The sequence below is a fragment of the Acrocarpospora catenulata genome, from assembly GCF_018476525.1.
Lineage (GTDB): Bacteria > Actinomycetota > Actinomycetes > Streptosporangiales > Streptosporangiaceae > Acrocarpospora > Acrocarpospora catenulata.
On the sequence record NZ_JAHCST010000004.1, the window covers coordinates 107,646 to 124,921 of the forward strand.

General features: G+C 68.5%; 14 protein-coding genes. 9 read left to right on the forward strand and 5 right to left on the reverse strand.

Translation table 11 applies throughout. The annotated features are described in order from the left end of the window. Positions 1-12: 12 nt before the first annotated feature. Positions 13-2,340: a catalase gene (locus KIP79_RS05715; protein WP_308169582.1), complete on the forward strand. Its 2,328-nt coding sequence runs from the start codon at positions 13-15 to the stop codon at positions 2,338-2,340. A gap of 7 nt (positions 2,341-2,347) precedes the next feature. Here the strand turns inward: KIP79_RS05715 and KIP79_RS05720 are convergent, their stop codons facing one another. Further along, the gene (locus KIP79_RS05720; RefSeq protein ID WP_214103597.1) at positions 2,348-2,638 is read right to left on the reverse strand and encodes a hypothetical protein; all 291 of its coding nucleotides are present in this window, start codon (positions 2,636-2,638) and stop codon (positions 2,348-2,350) included. A gap of 78 nt (positions 2,639-2,716) precedes the next feature. On the opposite strand from KIP79_RS05720, the gene KIP79_RS05725 reads away from it, so the two are divergent. Together KIP79_RS05725 and KIP79_RS05730 are read left to right on the forward strand one after the other, a co-directional pair. Continuing rightward, a complete protein-coding gene (locus KIP79_RS05725) occupies positions 2,717-3,328 on the forward strand; it encodes a methyltransferase domain-containing protein (protein ID WP_250212756.1) in 612 nt (203 codons plus the stop codon). A 104-nt stretch (positions 3,329-3,432) separates the two neighbouring features. Further along, entirely contained in the window at positions 3,433-4,614 is a 1,182-nt protein-coding gene (locus tag KIP79_RS05730; RefSeq protein WP_214103599.1) for a zinc-dependent alcohol dehydrogenase, read from the forward strand. Positions 4,615-4,625: 11 nt separating this feature from the next. On the opposite strand, the gene KIP79_RS05735 is transcribed toward KIP79_RS05730, so the two are convergent. The 4 genes from KIP79_RS05735 to KIP79_RS05750 are packed head-to-tail and all read right to left on the reverse strand — an operon-like array spanning position 4,626 to position 10,150. After that, positions 4,626-6,416 (reverse strand): glycoside hydrolase family 13 protein, encoded by a 1,791-nt coding sequence (locus KIP79_RS05735; RefSeq protein WP_214103600.1) that lies wholly within the window; start codon positions 6,414-6,416, stop codon positions 4,626-4,628. After that, positions 6,413-7,264, reverse strand: a complete 852-nt coding sequence (locus KIP79_RS05740) for a sugar ABC transporter permease (RefSeq protein ID WP_214103601.1) — start codon at positions 7,262-7,264, stop codon at positions 6,413-6,415. The genes KIP79_RS05735 and KIP79_RS05740 overlap by 4 nt, the downstream gene beginning before the upstream one ends. Further along, on the reverse strand, positions 7,261-8,844 hold the full coding sequence (locus KIP79_RS05745; RefSeq protein WP_308169583.1) for an ABC transporter permease subunit: 1,584 nt from the start codon (positions 8,842-8,844) through the stop codon (positions 7,261-7,263). The genes KIP79_RS05740 and KIP79_RS05745 overlap by 4 nt, the downstream gene beginning before the upstream one ends. A gap of 4 nt (positions 8,845-8,848) precedes the next feature. Then, positions 8,849-10,150, reverse strand: a complete 1,302-nt coding sequence (locus KIP79_RS05750; protein WP_214103602.1) for a sugar ABC transporter substrate-binding protein — start codon at positions 10,148-10,150, stop codon at positions 8,849-8,851. 582 nt (positions 10,151-10,732) lie between these two features. Here KIP79_RS05750 and tnpA point away from each other — a divergent pair. From tnpA to KIP79_RS46530, 6 genes are all read left to right on the forward strand, one after another. Continuing rightward, positions 10,733-11,131: an IS200/IS605 family transposase gene (gene tnpA / locus KIP79_RS05755; RefSeq protein WP_214103757.1), complete on the forward strand. Its 399-nt coding sequence runs from the start codon at positions 10,733-10,735 to the stop codon at positions 11,129-11,131. Continuing rightward, positions 11,132-12,325, forward strand: a complete 1,194-nt coding sequence (locus tag KIP79_RS05760; RefSeq protein ID WP_214103603.1) for an RNA-guided endonuclease InsQ/TnpB family protein — start codon at positions 11,132-11,134, stop codon at positions 12,323-12,325. Between the two features lie 93 nt (positions 12,326-12,418). Continuing rightward, positions 12,419-12,709, forward strand: a complete 291-nt coding sequence (locus KIP79_RS05765; RefSeq protein ID WP_308169600.1) for a CBM20 domain-containing protein — start codon at positions 12,419-12,421, stop codon at positions 12,707-12,709. 43 nt (positions 12,710-12,752) lie between these two features. Beyond that, a complete protein-coding gene (locus KIP79_RS05770) occupies positions 12,753-13,769 on the forward strand; it encodes a LacI family DNA-binding transcriptional regulator (RefSeq protein WP_214103605.1) in 1,017 nt (338 codons plus the stop codon). Positions 13,770-13,857: 88 nt separating this feature from the next. Then, positions 13,858-14,985, forward strand: a complete 1,128-nt coding sequence (locus KIP79_RS05775; RefSeq protein WP_250212724.1) for a cytochrome P450 family protein — start codon at positions 13,858-13,860, stop codon at positions 14,983-14,985. Positions 14,986-15,179: 194 nt separating this feature from the next. After that, positions 15,180-17,255 carry a ThuA domain-containing protein gene (locus tag KIP79_RS46530; protein WP_250212725.1) on the forward strand — a complete coding sequence of 692 codons (2,076 nt, stop codon included), beginning with the start codon at positions 15,180-15,182 and terminating at the stop codon, positions 17,253-17,255. The last annotated feature ends 21 nt before the right edge of the window (positions 17,256-17,276 follow it).

The following is a 17,276-nucleotide window of genomic DNA, read 5'->3' on the forward strand; positions in this document are numbered from 1 at the left end:
CGGGTACGTCAAGTGAGGGAATCATCACTCGACGTGGCCGGAGGAATCGTGGGCGAGTCCAAGCGGATCAGGGACGCGGTACACAAGATCGCCGACAAGGTCGCGGAGGCCATGTCGAGCGGGGAACAGCGATCCCCCGGGCGGCCGAGCCCGCAGCCGCCGATGTTCGACGAACCCGTGGACCCACGGGAACCCCTGCCGCCCAAGCCCGACCAGGCCGCCCCGGAGCCGTACTCGCCGACCGGCCGCCCGCTCGACGCGCCGCCCACGGCGCAGGCCCAGCAGGGGCCGTACCTGACCACCGCGCAGGGCGTGCGCCTCCCGGACACCGACCACTCGCTGAAGGCGGGCGCGCGCGGCCCGGTGCTGCTCCAGGACCACCACCTGCGCGAGAAGCTCATGCACTTCGACCACGAGCGCATCCCCGAGCGGGTGGTGCACGCGCGCGGCGCCGGCGCCCACGGCATCTTCCAGGGGTACGGCACCGCCGGCCGCCTCACCAAGGCCGCCTTCCTGGCCAAGGACGCGGAGACCCCGGTCTTCGTGCGTTTCTCCACCGTGGTCGGCTCCCGGGGCTCCACCGACGCGGCCCGCGACACCCGCGGCTTCGCCACCAAGTTCTACACCTCGGAAGGCGTCTTCGACCTGGTCGGCAACAACATCCCGGTGTTCTTCATCCAGGACGCGATCAAGTTCCCGGACGTCATCCACGCCGCCAAACCCCACCCCGACCGGGAGATCCCGCAGGCGCAGACCGCGCACGACACCTTCTGGGACTTCGTCTCGCTGCACACCGAGGCCACCCACCACACCCTGTGGACCATGTCCGACCGGGGCATCCCCCGCTCGTTCCGGACCATGGAGGGCTTCGGCATCCACACCTTCCGGTTCGTGGACGCCACGGGCGGCACCTGCCTGGTGAAGTTCCACTGGAAGCCCAAGGCGGGGGTGCACTCGCTGGTCTGGGAGGAGGCGCAGCTGATCAGCGGCATGGACCCGGACTTCCACCGGCGGGACCTGGCCGACGCCATCGAGTCCGGCGCCTTCCCGCAATGGGAGCTGGGCGTGCAGGTCTTCCCCGATACCCCCGAGCAGACCTTCAACGGGATCGACCTGCTGGACCCGACGAAGATCGTGCCGGAGGAACTGGCCGAGGTACAGCCGATCGGGCTGCTCACCCTGAACGCCAACCCCAGCAACTTCTTCGCCGAGACCGAGCAGGTGGCCTTCCATCCGGGGCACCTGGTGCCCGGCATCGACATCACCGACGACCCGCTGCTGGCCGGACGGCTCTTCTCCTATCTGGACACCCAGCTCAGCCGGCTGGGCGGGCCCAACTTCGCGCAGATCCCGGTCAACCGGCCGCACGCCCCGGTCAACGACATGCTCAGGGACGGCATGCACCAGAGCGCCGTGCACACCGGGGTCGCGCCGTACCATCCCAACTCGCTGGACGCCGGGTGCCCGTTCCAGGCCGGGCAGGCGGTGGGCGGGTACGTGGAGACCCCCGTGCGGATCGCCCCCGCGGTCAAGGAGCGCGCGGTCCCGGCCTCCTTCTCCGACCACTTCAGCCAGCCCCGGATGTTCTGGCTCAGCCTGAGCCCGGTGGAGCGGGAGCACGTGATCGCCGCCTACACCTTCGAACTGGGCAAGGTGTACGAGCAGGTGATCAAGGAGCGGAACCTGACCGTGCTGGCCGAGATCGACCCGTACCTGTGCGAGCAGGTGGCGCTGGGGCTCGGGCTGCCGGCGCCCAAGACGGCGGGGGCGCCGCGCCCGGTGGAGCCCAGTGCGGCGCTGACCCAGCTGGGGCGGGCCTGGCCGACCGCCGGCCGGGTGATCGGGGTGATCGCCGATCCGGCCGGGGACGTGGGCATGGTGCAGAACGTACGGGAGCGGATCAGGGAGAACGGCATGATCCCGGTGGTGGTGGCCGCCACCGGGGGAGCACTGGAGAACGGCGGCGGCGAGGCGGTGGCCGTGCAGCGCAGCTTCGCCACCGCGCGCTCGGTCGAGTTCGACGCGCTGCTGCTGGCCGGGGCCCCGGCCCCCGGCCGGGACGCGTACGGCGCCAGGGACGCCAAGGCCGGGAACGGCGCCGGACACTCTCGGGTGGACCCCCGGGTGCTGCTCATGCTCAACGAGGCGTTCCGGCACGCCAAGCCGATCGGCGGCTGGGGCGCGGCGCCGGAGGCGTTCGCGATGGCGGGCATCCCGGCGGAGGCGCCCGGCGTGGTGATGGCCGACGACGGCGCTCGTGCGCTGGCCGAGACCATGCGCTATCTGGAACAGCACCGGGTCTGGGACCGCTTTCCCCCCGCCCGGGACCTGAGCCGCTGACCTGGTGTCAGCCGGTGGACGTGACCGAGTCGGAGGACCGCTCCTGGACCAGCTTCAGCAGGTGGCGGATGTCGTCGGCGGCGTGCTCGATGAAGGTGGCGATGTTCTCCTGCCGCATCGCCCAGGCCCGGTCCTCCACCGGCCCGCCGTCGGCGAGCAGATCGGTGGGCACCATCACCCGGGAGGAGCCCACGATGAACACGTCGCCGTAGTACTCCCAGTCGGCCTCCGTCCGAGTCGCCCAGGTGACCCCGTCGACTCCCCGCAGCCGATTTATGATCTCGTTCAGCTCGCTCACCCGGCCAGTCTGCCAGGGATCAATGCCGGAAATATGGTCTTGTGGGGTAAATATCGATACGGAGCGCGGTTGGTGATCATGAAATCGGAGAGCCGTACGCCTGCGGAAACCCGGGCATTCTTTGCGGAACGCGCAGGCACCTGGGAGGAGAAGTACCCCGACGACGAGCCCGCGTTCGCCACCGCCGTCGCCGCGCTGGCGCTCGCGCCGGGTTCGCTGGTGGTGGACGCCGGATGCGGGACGGCCCGGGCCTTCCCCTTGCTGCGGGCGGCGGTCGGCCCCGAGGGCCGGGTGCTCGGGGTGGACCTCACCCCGGAGATGATCCAGTCGGCCCGTGACCGGGGCCGGGGCGCGCTGGGCGGCCTGGTCATCGGGGACGCCGGCAGGCTGCCGCTGCCCGACGGGGTGGCCGCCGGCGTCCTGGCCGCCGGGCTGATCTCGCACGTGCCCGACTCGGGCGAGCTGCTGTGGGAACTGGCCCGGGTGACCATGCCCGGCGGACGGCTGGCGGTCTTCCACCCGGTCGGCCGCGCGGTGCTGGCGGCCCGCCACGGCCGGGAGCTGAGCCCGTCGGACGTACGGGCCGAGGAGAACCTGCGCCCGCTGCTGCACCGGGCCGGGTGGGCGCTGCTCGACTTCCACGACGCGGACGACCGTTATCTCGCGGTAGCCGAACGGGTGACCGGGTAGGCGGCAGGGCTGCGGTGTACTCAACGCCCGAGCAGGGTAGGTGACACAAATCGGGCAAAACGGGACATAGCACAGCAGCCATGCCACCGTGAAGGAGGAAGGTCATGAAAGCTGTCACCTGGCACGGAAAGCGCGACGTCCGGGTCGAAGAGGTGCCCGACCCCATCATGAAGGAATCCACCGACGCGATCATCAAGGTCACCACGGCCGGGATCTGCGGCTCCGACCTCCACCTGTACGAGGTCCTCGGCCCCTTCATGACGGAAGGCGACATCATCGGCCACGAGACCATGGGCGTGGTGACCGAGGTCGGCTCCGACGTCAAGCACATCAAGCCCGGCGACCGGGTGGTGATCCCGTTCAACATCTCCTGCGGGCACTGCTTCATGTGCGACCGCAAGCTGTACGCCCAGTGCGAGACCACCCAGGTCCGCGAGCACGGCACCGGCGCGGCCCTGTTCGGCTACTCCAAGCTGTACGGCCAGGTCCCCGGCGGCCAGGCCGAGTTCCTGCGGGTGCCGCAGGCCCAGTTCGGCCCGATCAAGATTCCCGAGGGCCCGCCGGACGACCGGTTCGTCTACCTCTCCGACGTACTGCCCACGGCCTGGCAGGCGGTCGAGTTCGCCGACATACCCGAGGGCGGAAGCGTCACCGTGCTCGGCCTCGGCCCGATCGGCCAGATGTGCTGCCGGATCGCCAAGCACCGCGGCTTCCGGGTGATCGGCGTGGACGGCGTCACCGACCGCCTGGCCATGGCCCGCCGCCACGGCGCGGAGACGGTGGACGCCCGCTCGGTGGAGAGCGTGCCGGAGGCCATCCGCCAGCTCACCGGCGGACGCGGCACCGACTCGGTCATCGACGCCGTCGGCATGGAGGCCCAGGGCTCCCCGATGGCCAAGCTCACCCAGACCCTCACCGGCCTGCTTCCGCACGCCCTGGCCGCGCCGCTGATGCACACCGCCGGCCTGGACCGGCTGGCCGCGCTCACCGCCGCCATCGAGATCGTCCGGCGCGGCGGCACCATCTCGGTGGTCGGCGTCTACGGCGGCGCGGCCGACCCGATGCCGCTGCTGCGCATCTTCGACAAGGGCATCACCCTGCGCATGGGCCAGGCCCATGTGCGGCGCTGGATCGACGACCTGATGCCCCTGGTCTCCGACGAGGCCGACCCGCTCGGCGTGATGGACCTGGCCACCCACCACCTGCCGCTGGAAGAGGCCCCGCGCGGCTACGAGATCTTCCAGAAGAAGCGGGACGGCGCGATCAAGGTTCTGCTCCGTCCCTGATCAGTCGTGGGTCAGAGCGCCCAGACCTGAAAGGACGGGCCGTCCCCTGGCAGGGTGAGCAGGCCGTCCCGGACGGTGGCCGCGCCGCCGCCGTACAGGTTGCGGGGCAGGTCGCCGGTGAGCGCGGCCGGCAACTCGACCGGCTCGTGCGGTGCGCGGGACGCCAGCACGAGCAGGCGTTCCCCTGCCGTCTCCCGCAGGTAGACCAGCGCGTCGTCACCGGTGTGCAGCCAGCGCAGGCCGCCGGTGCGCAGGGCCGGATGAGCGCGGCGGAGCGCGATCAGTTCGCGGTAGACCTCGTAGGTCGGCTCGGCGAAGCGCACCGGGTCGTCCCACGGCATCGGCACCCGGGCGTCCTCGCCGTTGCGGCCCTCCAGGCCCAGCTCATCGCCCATGAACATCATGGGCGTGCCCGGATAGGTGAACAGCAGCCCGGCCGCGACCGCCACCCGCTCGGCGGCGCCGAGGAAGGTGCGGATGCGCGGGCTGTCGTGCGAGCTGAGCAGGGTGACGTTGGCGTTGGTCGCCGCCCACGACACGCCCGCCGCGAAGGCACGCATGGTGGCCGCGGCGCGCCGCCCGGAGAGCGACCGCAGCGGCAGCGGGATCCCGGGAACGATCGGCCCCTCCTGGTACGGCGTCAGCCACGACCAGATCGGCTTGGCGAAACCGGCGTAGTTCATGATCCCCTGCCAGCCGTCGCCTGGCTGGTCCGGGGTGTAGTCGTGGAAGTGCTCGGCGAACAGGAAGGTCTCGGGAGGCATCGCCGCCCGCACCGCCCTGGCCACCTCGTGGTTGAGGTCGTCACCCCCCTGCCGCCCGGTCATGTTGGCCACGTCGATACGCCACCCGTCCAGTGCGTACGGCGGGCTCAGCCAGTGCCTGGTCACCTCCACCATGCGGGCCCGCAGCTCCGGCGAGGTCCAGTTGAGCTTCGGCAACGACGGCACGTCGAACCAGGCCACGTACCCGCCGTCCGGACGCAGGTAGTAGAAGGACGCCTCCGGCGACTCCCGGTCGGCCATCGCGGTGCGGAACCATTCGTGGGTGTCCCCGGAGTGGTTGGTGGTCAGGTCGCCGATCACCCGCATGCCCCGCCGGTGCGCGGCCTCGGTCAACGCCTGCAGCGCGGCGTCGCCGCCGAGCAGCGGATCCACTGTGTCGAAGGAGGTGGCGTTGTAGCGGTGGTTGGAGGCGGCCGGGAAGACCGGAGTCAGGTAGACCACGTCCACGCCCAGCTTGACCAGATAGTCCAGCCGGTCGGCGACACCGTACAGGTCACCGCCGTAGAACTGGGTCGCGGCGGAGGGCCCGCGATCCACCACAGGATCACCCCAGGCGGCCGGAACCGCCCACGACGGGGTCTCCAGATTCACCCGCCCGGAGCGAGCGAACCGGTCAGGAAAGATCTGATAGATGACCGCGTCATCCACCCAGGCCGGGGCTGCCCCATAGGTGGTGATCCGGAAGTCGGTGGCATCGGTCGGGTCGTGCTCGACCAGCCCCCCAGCGTGCAGCCAGGTGTGACCGAGGTCCCCCCGGTCGAGCAGGAAGCGGTATCGGGTGTCGGGGTTGTGCACCAGCAGGTCGGCCCGGAACCAGACATCGGTCCCATCGGTGCGGTCGACCACGGCCCGCGTGTACCGCGGCTCGCCGTCGTAGACCGAGCGCAGGTGGACGGATTGGACGGGGTAGTCGTGCGGGAGCCGTACCAGAACGGGCACCGTGTCGCCCAGCGAGGGGCGTTGCTCCGGAACATGCAGAGCGGAACCGTCGTGGTGCGGCGCGAGCGCGGCTTTCAACCTTTCACCGATCCTCTGAGAAGTCCGGAAACGATGTAACGCTGGAGGAAGCGGAACAGCAGCACGCTGGGGATGGCGCCGATCAGGGCGCCGGCGGCGAAGACGCCCCAGTTGGCGGAGAGGCGCTCGGAGATCAGGGTGTAGAGGCCCACTGCCAGGGTCTGCTTGGCGGGGGACTGGAGGATGATGCTGGCGACGAGGAACTCGTTGACTGTGTTGATGAAGGTCAGGAGGCCGATCACGGCCAGTACGGGGGCGCCCAGGCGCAGGATGATGGTGAAGAAGACCCGGGTGTGGGTGGCGCCGTCGACCTTGGCCGCGTCGTCCAGTTCGTGGGGGATGGAGTCGAAGAAACCCTTGATGAGGAAGGTGTTCACGCCCATCGCGCCGCCCAGGTAGACCATCACCAGGCCCCACTGGGTGCCCAGGCCGACGTCGGGGAAGACGCCTTTGATGCGGGCCATCAGCAGGAAGATCGCGACCGCTCCGAGCACCTGCGGGAACATCTGGACCAGCAGCAGCCCCAGCATGCCGAGCCGCCGCCCCCGGAACCGGAACCGGGAGAACGCGTACGCCGCGCTGGCCGCCAGCAGCACGGTGAGCACCGAGGTGGCGCCCGCGATGATCATCGTGTTGGTGAACCAGCGGGTGTACGGCAGCGTCGAGGTGGTGAACAGCTTCACGTAGTTGTCCAGCGAGGCCCCGTCGAACAGGGTCGCCGACGCGGTGAGCGTGCCGCGCGGGTTGACCGACGCGCTGATCACGAAGACCAGCGGGAAGAGCGCGAACACCAGGGCCAGCAGCCCCACCAGGTGCCGCCAGCCGGTGTTGGCGAACCAGGCCCTCATGCGTACGTCTCCTCAAGGGACCGGGTGCGGCGCAGCCCGAACGCGGAGATGCCGGCCACGATGACGAAGATCAGCGCGGACATGGCGGAGGCGAAGCCCCACTCCCGCCCGGCCCCGCCAAAGGCGATCTTGTACACCATGGAGATGAGCAGGTCGGTGCTGCCCAGCGTGATCGGCGCCTCCGGCAGGTTGGGCCCGCCCCCGGTGACGAAGTAGATCACCGTGAAGTTGTTGAAGTTGAACGCGAACGCCGCGATCAGCAGCGGCGCGGTGGACACCAGCAACAACGGCAGCGTGACCTGCCGGAAGTGCTGCCACGGCCCGGCCCCGTCGATCCGCGCGGCCTCGTTCAGCTCCGCCGGGATGGCCTGCAGCGCCCCGGTGCAGATCAGGAACATGTACGGGAACCCCAGCCACAGGTTGACCAGCAGCACACTGCCCTTGGCCAGCCAGGGATCGTTGAGCCACGGCACGTCGGCCCCGCCCAGCAGGGTCAGGTTGACGAACCCGAAGGTCTGGTTGAGCATGCCCGTCCAGACCAGCGCGGACAGGAACGACGGCACCGCGTACGGCAACACCAGCAGCGACCGGTAGACGTTGCGCCCCCGCATCCCGGGCTTGTTCAGCGCGAGCGCGAGCAGCAGCCCGAGCGCGAAGTTGAACAGCACCGAGAGCGCGGCGAACACGAACGTCCACAGGAAGACCGAGACGAAGGGACCGCGTAGCCGGGTGTCGGTGAGCACCCGGGCGAAGTTGTCGAAGCCGACGTTGACCGTCCAGCCCGGCGTCAGGTGGGTGCCGTCCGCGGCCTCGTAGTATCCCGCCGAACTGGCCTGGTAGACCTTGCCGCTCTCGACGTCGGTGAGCGTGTCGGCGGCGGGATCGTGGCGGAGGGTCGGCCGGGCCAGGAAACCGGTGACGCCGTCCTGGGTGCGCAGCGCGCCCTGCGCGCCGAGCGACACCCGCAGGGCCAGCACCTCCTCCTGCCGGGTGACCAGGTCGCGCAGCTGGAGCGTGCGGTAGCCCTCGACCTCGACGGCCTTGCCGCCGCCGTCCCTGACGATCCCCTCGGTGACCTCCTCGCCGCCCAGCGTCACCTTGCCCGCCGGGTCGGTGGCCAGCAACCGGAGGGTGCCGTCGCTCCCCGTGACCACCGCGACCTTGTACAGCGGGCTGTCCGGGATGCGCTTCTCCGAGACGGCCAGGATGTGCTCAAGCGCGCGAGGCTGGTCCAGGTTGTGACCGTCGCCCACGTTGGTGAACGCCGCCGCGGCGGTGTGGAAGACGATGTAGACCTGGAACACCAGCAGGAAGAGCAGGCCGGGCAGCAGGTACTTGCCCGCCGTCACCCGGCGGCTGAAGTACACGTAGTCGGCGGTCAGCGTGGCGAGCCCGACGAACCCGGCGATGCCCCAGTCGCCCACCGCGTACGCGGCGAGCACGCCGTACACCCCGAGCGCGTTGATCACGGCGAGCAGGGCGATCTTGACGATCAGCGCGGCCGTGGACGAGGGGGCATGGTCGGCCAGCCGCGGGCGGTGGACGCCGACGCGCCCACCGCCCGTCGTGGTCGATCCCACAATGTCAGCCGATCTTCGCGCGGATCTTCTCCGCGGCCTGCTTCATCAGCTTCTCCGGGTCGCCCTTGCCGAGCAGGATGTCACGCTCGGCGTGGCCGTACTCGGTCCAGACCGCGTCCATCGCGGGGATGCTGGGCAGCGGCTGGCCGATGTCGCCGGCGGCGCCGAACCCGGCGATGATCGGGTCGCTCTTGACCTGCTCGAAGACCGAGATCATGGCCGGCGGGCGCTTGCCGGTGTCGTACAGCTCCTTCATGACCTCGGGGGTGCCCAGGTAGTTGACCACGAAGTCGTTGGCGACCAGCTTGTTCTTGGCGTTGGCGGAGATCATGAAGCCCTGCACACCGACGAACGGCGCGGACGGCTGACCGCCCGCCGACGGGATCGGGTCCACGGCCAGCTGGATGCCCGCCTTCTGGACGTCCTCGGTGCTCCACGGCCCGGTGATCCAGTACGGCGACTTGCCAGTGGTGAACGCCTCCTTGGCGATGTCCAGCGTCAGGTCGGCCGACAGCAGCTTCTTCTTGCTCCACTCGCTCAGCGCCTTGGCGAACTTCAGGCCGCCGGCGTTGTCGATGAGCAGCTGGGACGGGTCGTAGCTGCCGTCCGGCTTGGTGGCGAAGACGCCGCTGCCGAAGGAGGCGTGCACCGGGTAGAAGTGGTACGGGTCACCCTCCGGCCCCACCTGCAGGCCCACCGGCACCGTAGCCTTCTTCTCCTTGACCAGCTTGAGCGCGTTGTCCATCAACGCGTTCCAGTCCTTGGGCGGCTCGGGGGCCAGCGCGGTGTTCCGGAAGAGCGCGATGTTCTCGATCGCGTACGGCAGGCCGTACAGCTGGCCGTCGTAGGAGAGCGCCTTGAGGGCCACGTCCTTGAACTGGGAGGCCTTGTCGCCCAGCTCGATGGGGGCGACGGCGCCGTTGGTGACCAGCTTGCCCAGCCAGTCGTGGGCGCCGATGACCACGTCGGGGCCCTCCCCGGCCGGCCCGGCGGTGACCAGGTTGTCGCGGATGTCGCCGAACTCCAGCTGCTGGACGGCGACCTGCACGCCCTTCTCGGTGGCGAACTTCTGCGCGATCTTCTGGATGATCGGGGACCGGGTGTCGTCGGCCCAGATGACCAGGTCCGCCTGGGCCCGCTTCACCGGGCCGTCGGTGGGTTCGACAATCGTGGTCGCGCCGGCGGACGGCGCGGACGTGGTGGCCGCGGCCGAGGGCGCCGCGGTCTCGCCGCCGCCTCCCCCGCAACCGGCGGTGAGCAGGAGAGTGACACCCGCGGCCAACGTTGAGACCGTGCCCAAACGCATGATTGGCTCCTAGGGGGGTTACAGGGCGGCTTCGCTGCCACCCGTTCTTGCGAAAGCCATGCAGCGCTTACGCTGCCGTCTTGCGAAAGCTAACCATGACTTTCGGCAAGTTTCTAGAGAGTTACTGACATGTTGCAACCAACTTGATACCGTCACGTCAGCCCCGGCCGGGTCAACCGCTCAACCCTCTAGCGTTCCCGGAGGACGAGATGGCCTTACGCAGACTAGCCGTGGCCGCAGGGGGATCATTGCTGCTCGCCTTGTCATCCGCCCAGACGCCCGCCATGGCCTCAGGGGACGCCTACCGGTTGCCGGAGAGAGCACCTCATGGTGGAAGGCGTTGCTGATCTTGCCGCCCCTTGGTGACCGTGATGTTCCTGCACGCCAGCCACCACCCACGCGCGGCCGCAGACCGAGCGGTCCAGCCGGGGCCTCGCCGTCCAGAGTCCGCCCCACCGAGGGCCTCGAAAGGCTCGGGGTCGGACATTCGCGGTGACTACGAACCTGATTTCGCATCAATCTTGGGAGCGCCAATCCGCCAAGCCCCGAACATTAGATGGCTTCAAGCTACATACTGTTGATGTGGCGGTTACCCAGCGGTGTAACAGTGATGTCGTTTACCAATGCGCGTTTCGGGTCGTGTGGTGCGCCAAGTATCGACGGCGAGTGCTCGGCGGCGGGGTCGAAAAACGCTTGATGGACCTCACTCGCGAGGTGACTGACGAGAAAGGGGCCCGACTTTTAGAGATGGAGGTCATGTCCGATCACGTCAGCCTGCTGGTCGAGGTCGATCCCCAATATGGGGTTCACCGTCTGGTCAAAGCGATCAAGGGCTATACCTCCCGTATGCTGCGCGAGGAGTTCCCAAGGCTGAAGTCTCAGCTGCCGACATTGTGGACGAACTCGTATTTCGTGGCCACAGTGGGCAGCATCTCGTCCGCTGCAATGAACCAGTACATCGAGCAGCAAAGAGGACGATAGATGCTGGTCGGTCGACGCTACCTGTTGAAGTTGACTCCCGCGCAGGAAAGGCTCGCTGAGCTGATCGGAGATGCTTGCCGAATCGTGTGGAATACCGGTTTGGAGCAACGCCGCATTTACCGGCAACGCGGTGCGTTCATCGGCTATGTGGAGCAGGCTCGGCAGATGGCGGCCGCTAAAAAGGATTTCCCATGGTTGGCTGAAGCACCCTCCCACGTTCTTCAGCAGACGCTCCTTGACCTGGACAGGGCATGTAAGAGGCATGGCACGAAAAGTATCCACTGGCGTTCTAAACGGAAGAACGAGCCGACCTTCCGGTTTCCTTACCCCAGGCACTTGCCGGTGGAGCGCGTCTCGCGTCGGTGGGGCAGGATTAGATTACCCAAGATAGGTTGGGTTCGATTCCGTTGGACGCGACCGCTCGGCGGCGAACTACGCAACGCCACCGTGGCCAGGGATCATGGACGGTGGTATGTCTCATTCTGTGTGGAGGATGGGCGGATGGAGTCCGCTCGAAATGGCAAACCGCCTGTTGGAGTAGATCGGGGTGTGGCTGTTGCGGTAGTTACGTCGAATGGATGGATGCGCGACCGTGAGTTCATTACATTGGGTGAGCGTAAGCGATTGATGCGACTTCAGCAGAAGCTCAGCCGCCAGAAGAAAGGGTCAAATCGGCGCGCCGATACCCGAATGAAGCTTGCCAAGCTGAACGCGCGCGTTCTAGAACGGCGCACTGACTTCATTACCTGGACTGCCAACCGGCTCACCCGTGACCACGGCCTGGTCGTTATCGAAGACTTGAAGATCGGCAACATGACCAGGAGCGCCAAGGGCAGCCTCGCTGAGCCCGGTCGCAAGGTTCGGCAGAAGGCCGGGCTCAACCGCGCGATATTGTCCAAGGGGTGGGGTGGCCTAGCCCTTCGACTGGAGCATAAGGCCCGCTACAACGGCTCTCGTATTCTGCGAGTGCCTCCTGCGTACACGTCGCAGCGCTGTTCAGCGTGTGGACAGGTGGACACGAAGTCCCGCGAGAGCCAAGCGGTCTTCGCCTGCACCACTTGTACTTACACCGGCAATGCTGACGTGAACGCAGCCGGGAACATCCTCGCCGCAGGGCTTGCGGTGTCAGTGCGTGGAGACCTAGCCACGGGGCAGTCTGAGAAGCGCCGACCTTCCGAAGGTGAGGCTGCGTGAGCGTCTCTCCCTGGAATCTCCGTGCGAATGCTCGGGGAGGAAGTCAAGATCTGGTAGACGACATGCAGGTGCATAGGGTCCCAGGCCCAGGTCATCTTCAAGATCAACACGACCACGGTGCCCGGGGAGAACATCCACATCGTGGGGAACATCCCGGAGCTGGGCTCCTGGGACGTCAACCAGTCCACCGAGGCCATGCACAACCCGAACTACCCGGTCTGGTTCCTGCCGGTCTCGGTGCCGGCGGGCACCACCATCCAGTTCAAGTTCCTCAGGAAGAACGGCGGATCGACCACCTGGGAGGGCGGCGCCAACCGGAGTTTCACCGTGCCGGCCGACACCCAGGGCAGCACGGACACCCCCGTCTACACATGGCAGCCATGAAAGGCCTATGAATTCCTTCTGTAAGAACTGTTAGACTTTCAGCATGAAAGTGACCTTGACGGAAGTCGCCGCTCGTGCTGGTGTCAGCGAGGCCACTGTCAGCCGGGTCCTCAACGCCAAGGCAGGCGTGGCCGAGGAGACCCGGGAACTGGTCCTGGCGGCTGTCGAGGAGCTCGGCTACGAGCGTCCGTTCAAGCCCGAGGCCCCGCGCAGAAGCGCGGGGCTGGTGGGCCTGGTCGTGCCCGAACTGGAAAACCCGATCTTCCCGTCCTTCGCCCAGGTGATCGGCACCCTGCTGGCCCAGCAGCGGTACACGCCGGTGCTCTGCACCCAGACCCCCGGCGGCATCAGCGAGGACGAGTACGTGGAGATGCTGCTGGAGCACAACACCGCGGGCATCATCTTCATCTCCGGCATGCACGCCGACACCCACGCCGACCCGGCCCGCTACAAGCGCCTGGTCGACCGCGGCCTGCCGATCGTCCTGGTCAACGGCTTCCTGCCGGGTCTGGACGTGCTCGCCATCTCGGCCGACGAGCGGTCCGCCATGCACCTGGCGGTGGAGCACCTGGCCTCGCTCGGCCACACCCGGATCGGCATGGCCATCGGCCCGGAGCGGTACGTGCCGGTGATCAGGAAGGTGGGCGGCTTCCTGGAGGCGGCCAAGGGCAGCCTCGGCGTGGATCTGTCCGACCTGGTGGAGCACACCACCTTCACCGTGGAGGGCGGCCAGGTCGCCGCCGCCCGGCTGATCGCCCGGGGGGCGACCGCGATCATCTGCGGCTCCGACATCATGGCCTACGGCGCGGTCCGGGGGGTGCGCGGCCTGGGGCTCAACGTGCCGCAGGACGTGTCGGTGGTCGGCTTCGACGACTCCTCGGTGACCGTCTTCTCCGACCCGCCGCTGACCACCCTGCGCCAGCCGGTGCAGGCCATGGGCACCGCCGCGGTGCGCGGCCTGATCGACGAGATCAACCAGCTCTCCCCGCCCCGCGGCGAGTTCGTTTTCCGTACCGAGCTACTGGCACGTTCCTCCACAGGCCCGGCACCCTCCGCGTAGGCCGTGCTTACCCGCTCCTGCCCGGTATGGCGAAAGCATTGCCGTGTCTTCAGATTCCCTCGGCGTGGCCTCGGGCAACGGTTGGGACATGGTGGAGTTCGACGATACGGTCTCCTTGCTGCGTGAAGGGTACGGCTGGCTGCCCAACCTGCGGCGGCGCAGCCCGGACGGAGTGGCCAGGACCCGCCTGCTCGGGCGCCGGGTGGTCGGCGTGTGCGGACCCGAGGCGGCCCGGTGGTTCGCCGACGAGCAGTTGGTCCGGCGTACCCGGCCGGATCACGGCTCCCCGCGTGCGGCGATGTTCCTGTCCCTGATCAACAACGACCAGCGGCTGGCCGGGCACACCGCGGAGTCCTGGGACGAGACGGTGAACGCCTGGACGCCCGGGCAGCTGGTGGTGATCTTCGACGAGGCGGCGAAGGTGCTCACCCGGGGCGCGTGCCGGTGGGCGGGCATTCCGGTGTCCCCGGCCGAGGTGCCGGCCCTGGCCGCCGAGCTGGTGGCGGTGGTGGACGGCTCGCTCGCCCCCAGCCTGCGGTACTGGCGGGCCAGGGCCGCCCGGCGGCGGTGCGAGGAGTGGTTCCGGCTGCGCATCGCGGACGTGTGGAGCGGCCGGCGGGAGGCGGCCTCCTGGTCCATCGTCTGCCGCCGGGACGAGGCGGGGCGCCCGCTCGATCCCGGGCTGGCCGCCGCCGAGCTGGTGAACGTGCTGCAGCCGACCGTGGCGCTGGCCTGGTTCGTGGCGTTCGCGGCGCATGCGATGCACCGGTGGCCGGACTGCCGGGAGCGGCTGACCGAACCGGGTGGTCCCGAGGGGTTCGTGAACGAGTTGCGGCGGTTCTATCCCTTCCTGCCGTTCCTGACGGGCAAGGCGATCCGGGACCTGCCGGTGGCGCGGGCGGGGAGCACGCTGCTGTTCGACGTGTACGGCTACAACCACGACCCCGAGCGCTGGGACCGGCCGTACCGCTTCGACCCGACGCGGAGGCAGGGTCCTGAACCGCACTGCCCGGGGGAGGCGGTCACCGTGCTGCTGCTGCGCACCCTGGTGACCCGGCTGGCCGCGCTGGAGTGGCGCATGCCGCACCAGAACCTGCACATCCCGCTGTCCCGGATCCCCACCCTCCCGGTGAGCGGCCTCATCCTCCAGCCGCTGCGCGGCCCCGCCATGGTGGAACCCGGCCGGGTAGCCGAATCCGGACGCCGGGGCAATTAGCACTCGGAGCATTGACACTTCTGCGTGTCTCATGTGAACCTTCGGGCGAAAGAAATCATAAGTCGGCTGATCGAGGACTAATTAGTTCAGCGTAGGTGCGGCGGCGCGCTCCTCTTCGAGTCAAGGAGTGGCGTATGTTAATGCCCAGAAATCCGATTTCTGCCTTATTTCGCACTTTATTAGCACTTGCTCTGATGACCGTGGGGCTCGCGGTCCTCCCGAGCAGCGCGTCGGCGGCGCCGCTCACCAAGGTCCTGGTCTTCTCCAAGACCGCGGGATTCCGGCACAGCTCCATCCCCAACGGGATCACGGCCATTCAGCAAGTCGGGGCGGCCAACGGGTTCTCGGTGACGGCCACCGAGGACGCGAACGCCTTCACCACCGCCAACCTGGCCCAGTACCAGGCCGTGATCTGGCTCTCCACCACCGGCGACGTCCTGAACGCCACCCAGCAGAGCGCCTTCCAGTCCTACATCGCCTCCGGCGGGGGCTACGTCGGCGTGCACGCGGCCGCCGACACCGAGTACGACTGGGCCTGGTACGGCGGCCTGGTCGGCGCCTACTTCCAGTCCCACCCGGCCACCCAGCAGGCCACCATCAAGGTGGAGGACCGGGCCAACCCGTCCACCTCGCACCTGCCGCCCACCTGGACCCGGACCGACGAGTGGTACAACTACCGCACCAACCCGCGTAACGCGGTGAAGGTCCTGGCCAGCCTCACCGAGTCCTCGTACTCCGGCGGCACCATGGGCGACCACCCGATCACCTGGTGCCAGGACTACCAGGGCGGCCGTGCCTGGTACACCGGCCTCGGCCACACCGAGGAGAGCTACGCCGACGCCAACTTCCGCACCATGCTGCTCGGCGGCATCCGGGTCGCGGCCAGGGCGGTCCCCGCGGACTGCAGGCCCGAGGTCGGCTACACCACGCTGATGGACGGCACCCAGGCCACCTTCGGCCAGTGGCGGATGGCCGGTCCAGGCGGCTTCACGTTGGCGAACGGCACCCTGACCTCGTTCGGCGGCATGGGCCTGCTCTGGTACCCGCTCTCCACCTTCGCCAACTACTCGCTGAAGGTCGACTGGATGATGCCGGGCGACGACAACGGCGGCGTCTTCATCGGCTTCCCCGACCCCGGCAACGACCCGTGGGGCCCGGTGAACGCCGGTCACGAGATCCAGATCGACGCCAGCGACGCCGACCCGAGCCGGACCACCGGCAGCGTCTACAGCTTCAAGGCGCCCGACACCGCGGCCAGAGACGCCGCGCTCAACCCGCCGGGCCAGTGGAACACCTACGAGATCGGGGTGCACGGCCAGCGGGTGGAGATCTGGCTGAACGGCGTCAAGATCAACGACTACACCAGCTCGCGGAACATCTCCAACGGCTACATCGGCGTGCAGAACGACGGCGGCGGTCTCGTCATCAACTACCGCAACATCCGCATCAAGACCGACGGCGGGCCGCCGCCCAACCCCACCGACATCGCGCAGGGCAAGCCGACCACCGCCTCCAGTGTGGAGAGCGGCAGCGCCCACGTGGCCGCCAACGCCACCGACGGCAACGCCGCCACCCGGTGGGGCAGCGCGTACGCCGACCCGCAGTGGATCCAGGTCGACCTCGGCCAGACGTACGACATCAGCAGGGTCCGCCTGAACTGGGAGGCCGCCTACGGCCGGGCCTACCAGATCCAGACCTCGCCCAACGGCAGCACCTGGACGAACATCTACTCGACCACCACCGGCGACGGCGGCGTGGACGACCTCACGCTCTCCGGAACCGGCCGGTACGTCCGGGTCTACGGAACCCAGCGCGCCCTCACCCAGTACGGCTACTCCCTCTGGGACCTGAACGTCTTCGGCACCCCGGCCGGCTCGACGCAACCGCTCTCCCGGAACAAGCCGGTCACGGTCTCCAGCGTGGAGCCGGGCAGCGCGCACGTCGGACCCAACGCGGTGGACGGCAACACCGCCACCCGTTGGGGCAGCGCCTACGCCGACCCGCAGTGGATCTACGTCGACCTGGGCGCCTCGTACAGCATCAGCCGGGTCCGGCTCAGCTGGGAGGCCGCCTACGGCAAGGCGTACCAGATCCAGACCTCACCCAACGCGAGCACCTGGACCACGGTCTACTCCACCACCACCGGCGACGGCGGCGTGGACGACGTCAACGTGACCGGCATCGGCCGTTACGTCCGCGTCTACGGCACCCAGCGCGGGCTGCCCCAGTACGGCTACTCCCTCTGGGAGTTCGACGTCTACGGCTCCTGACACCCCCCACGAACTTTTCTC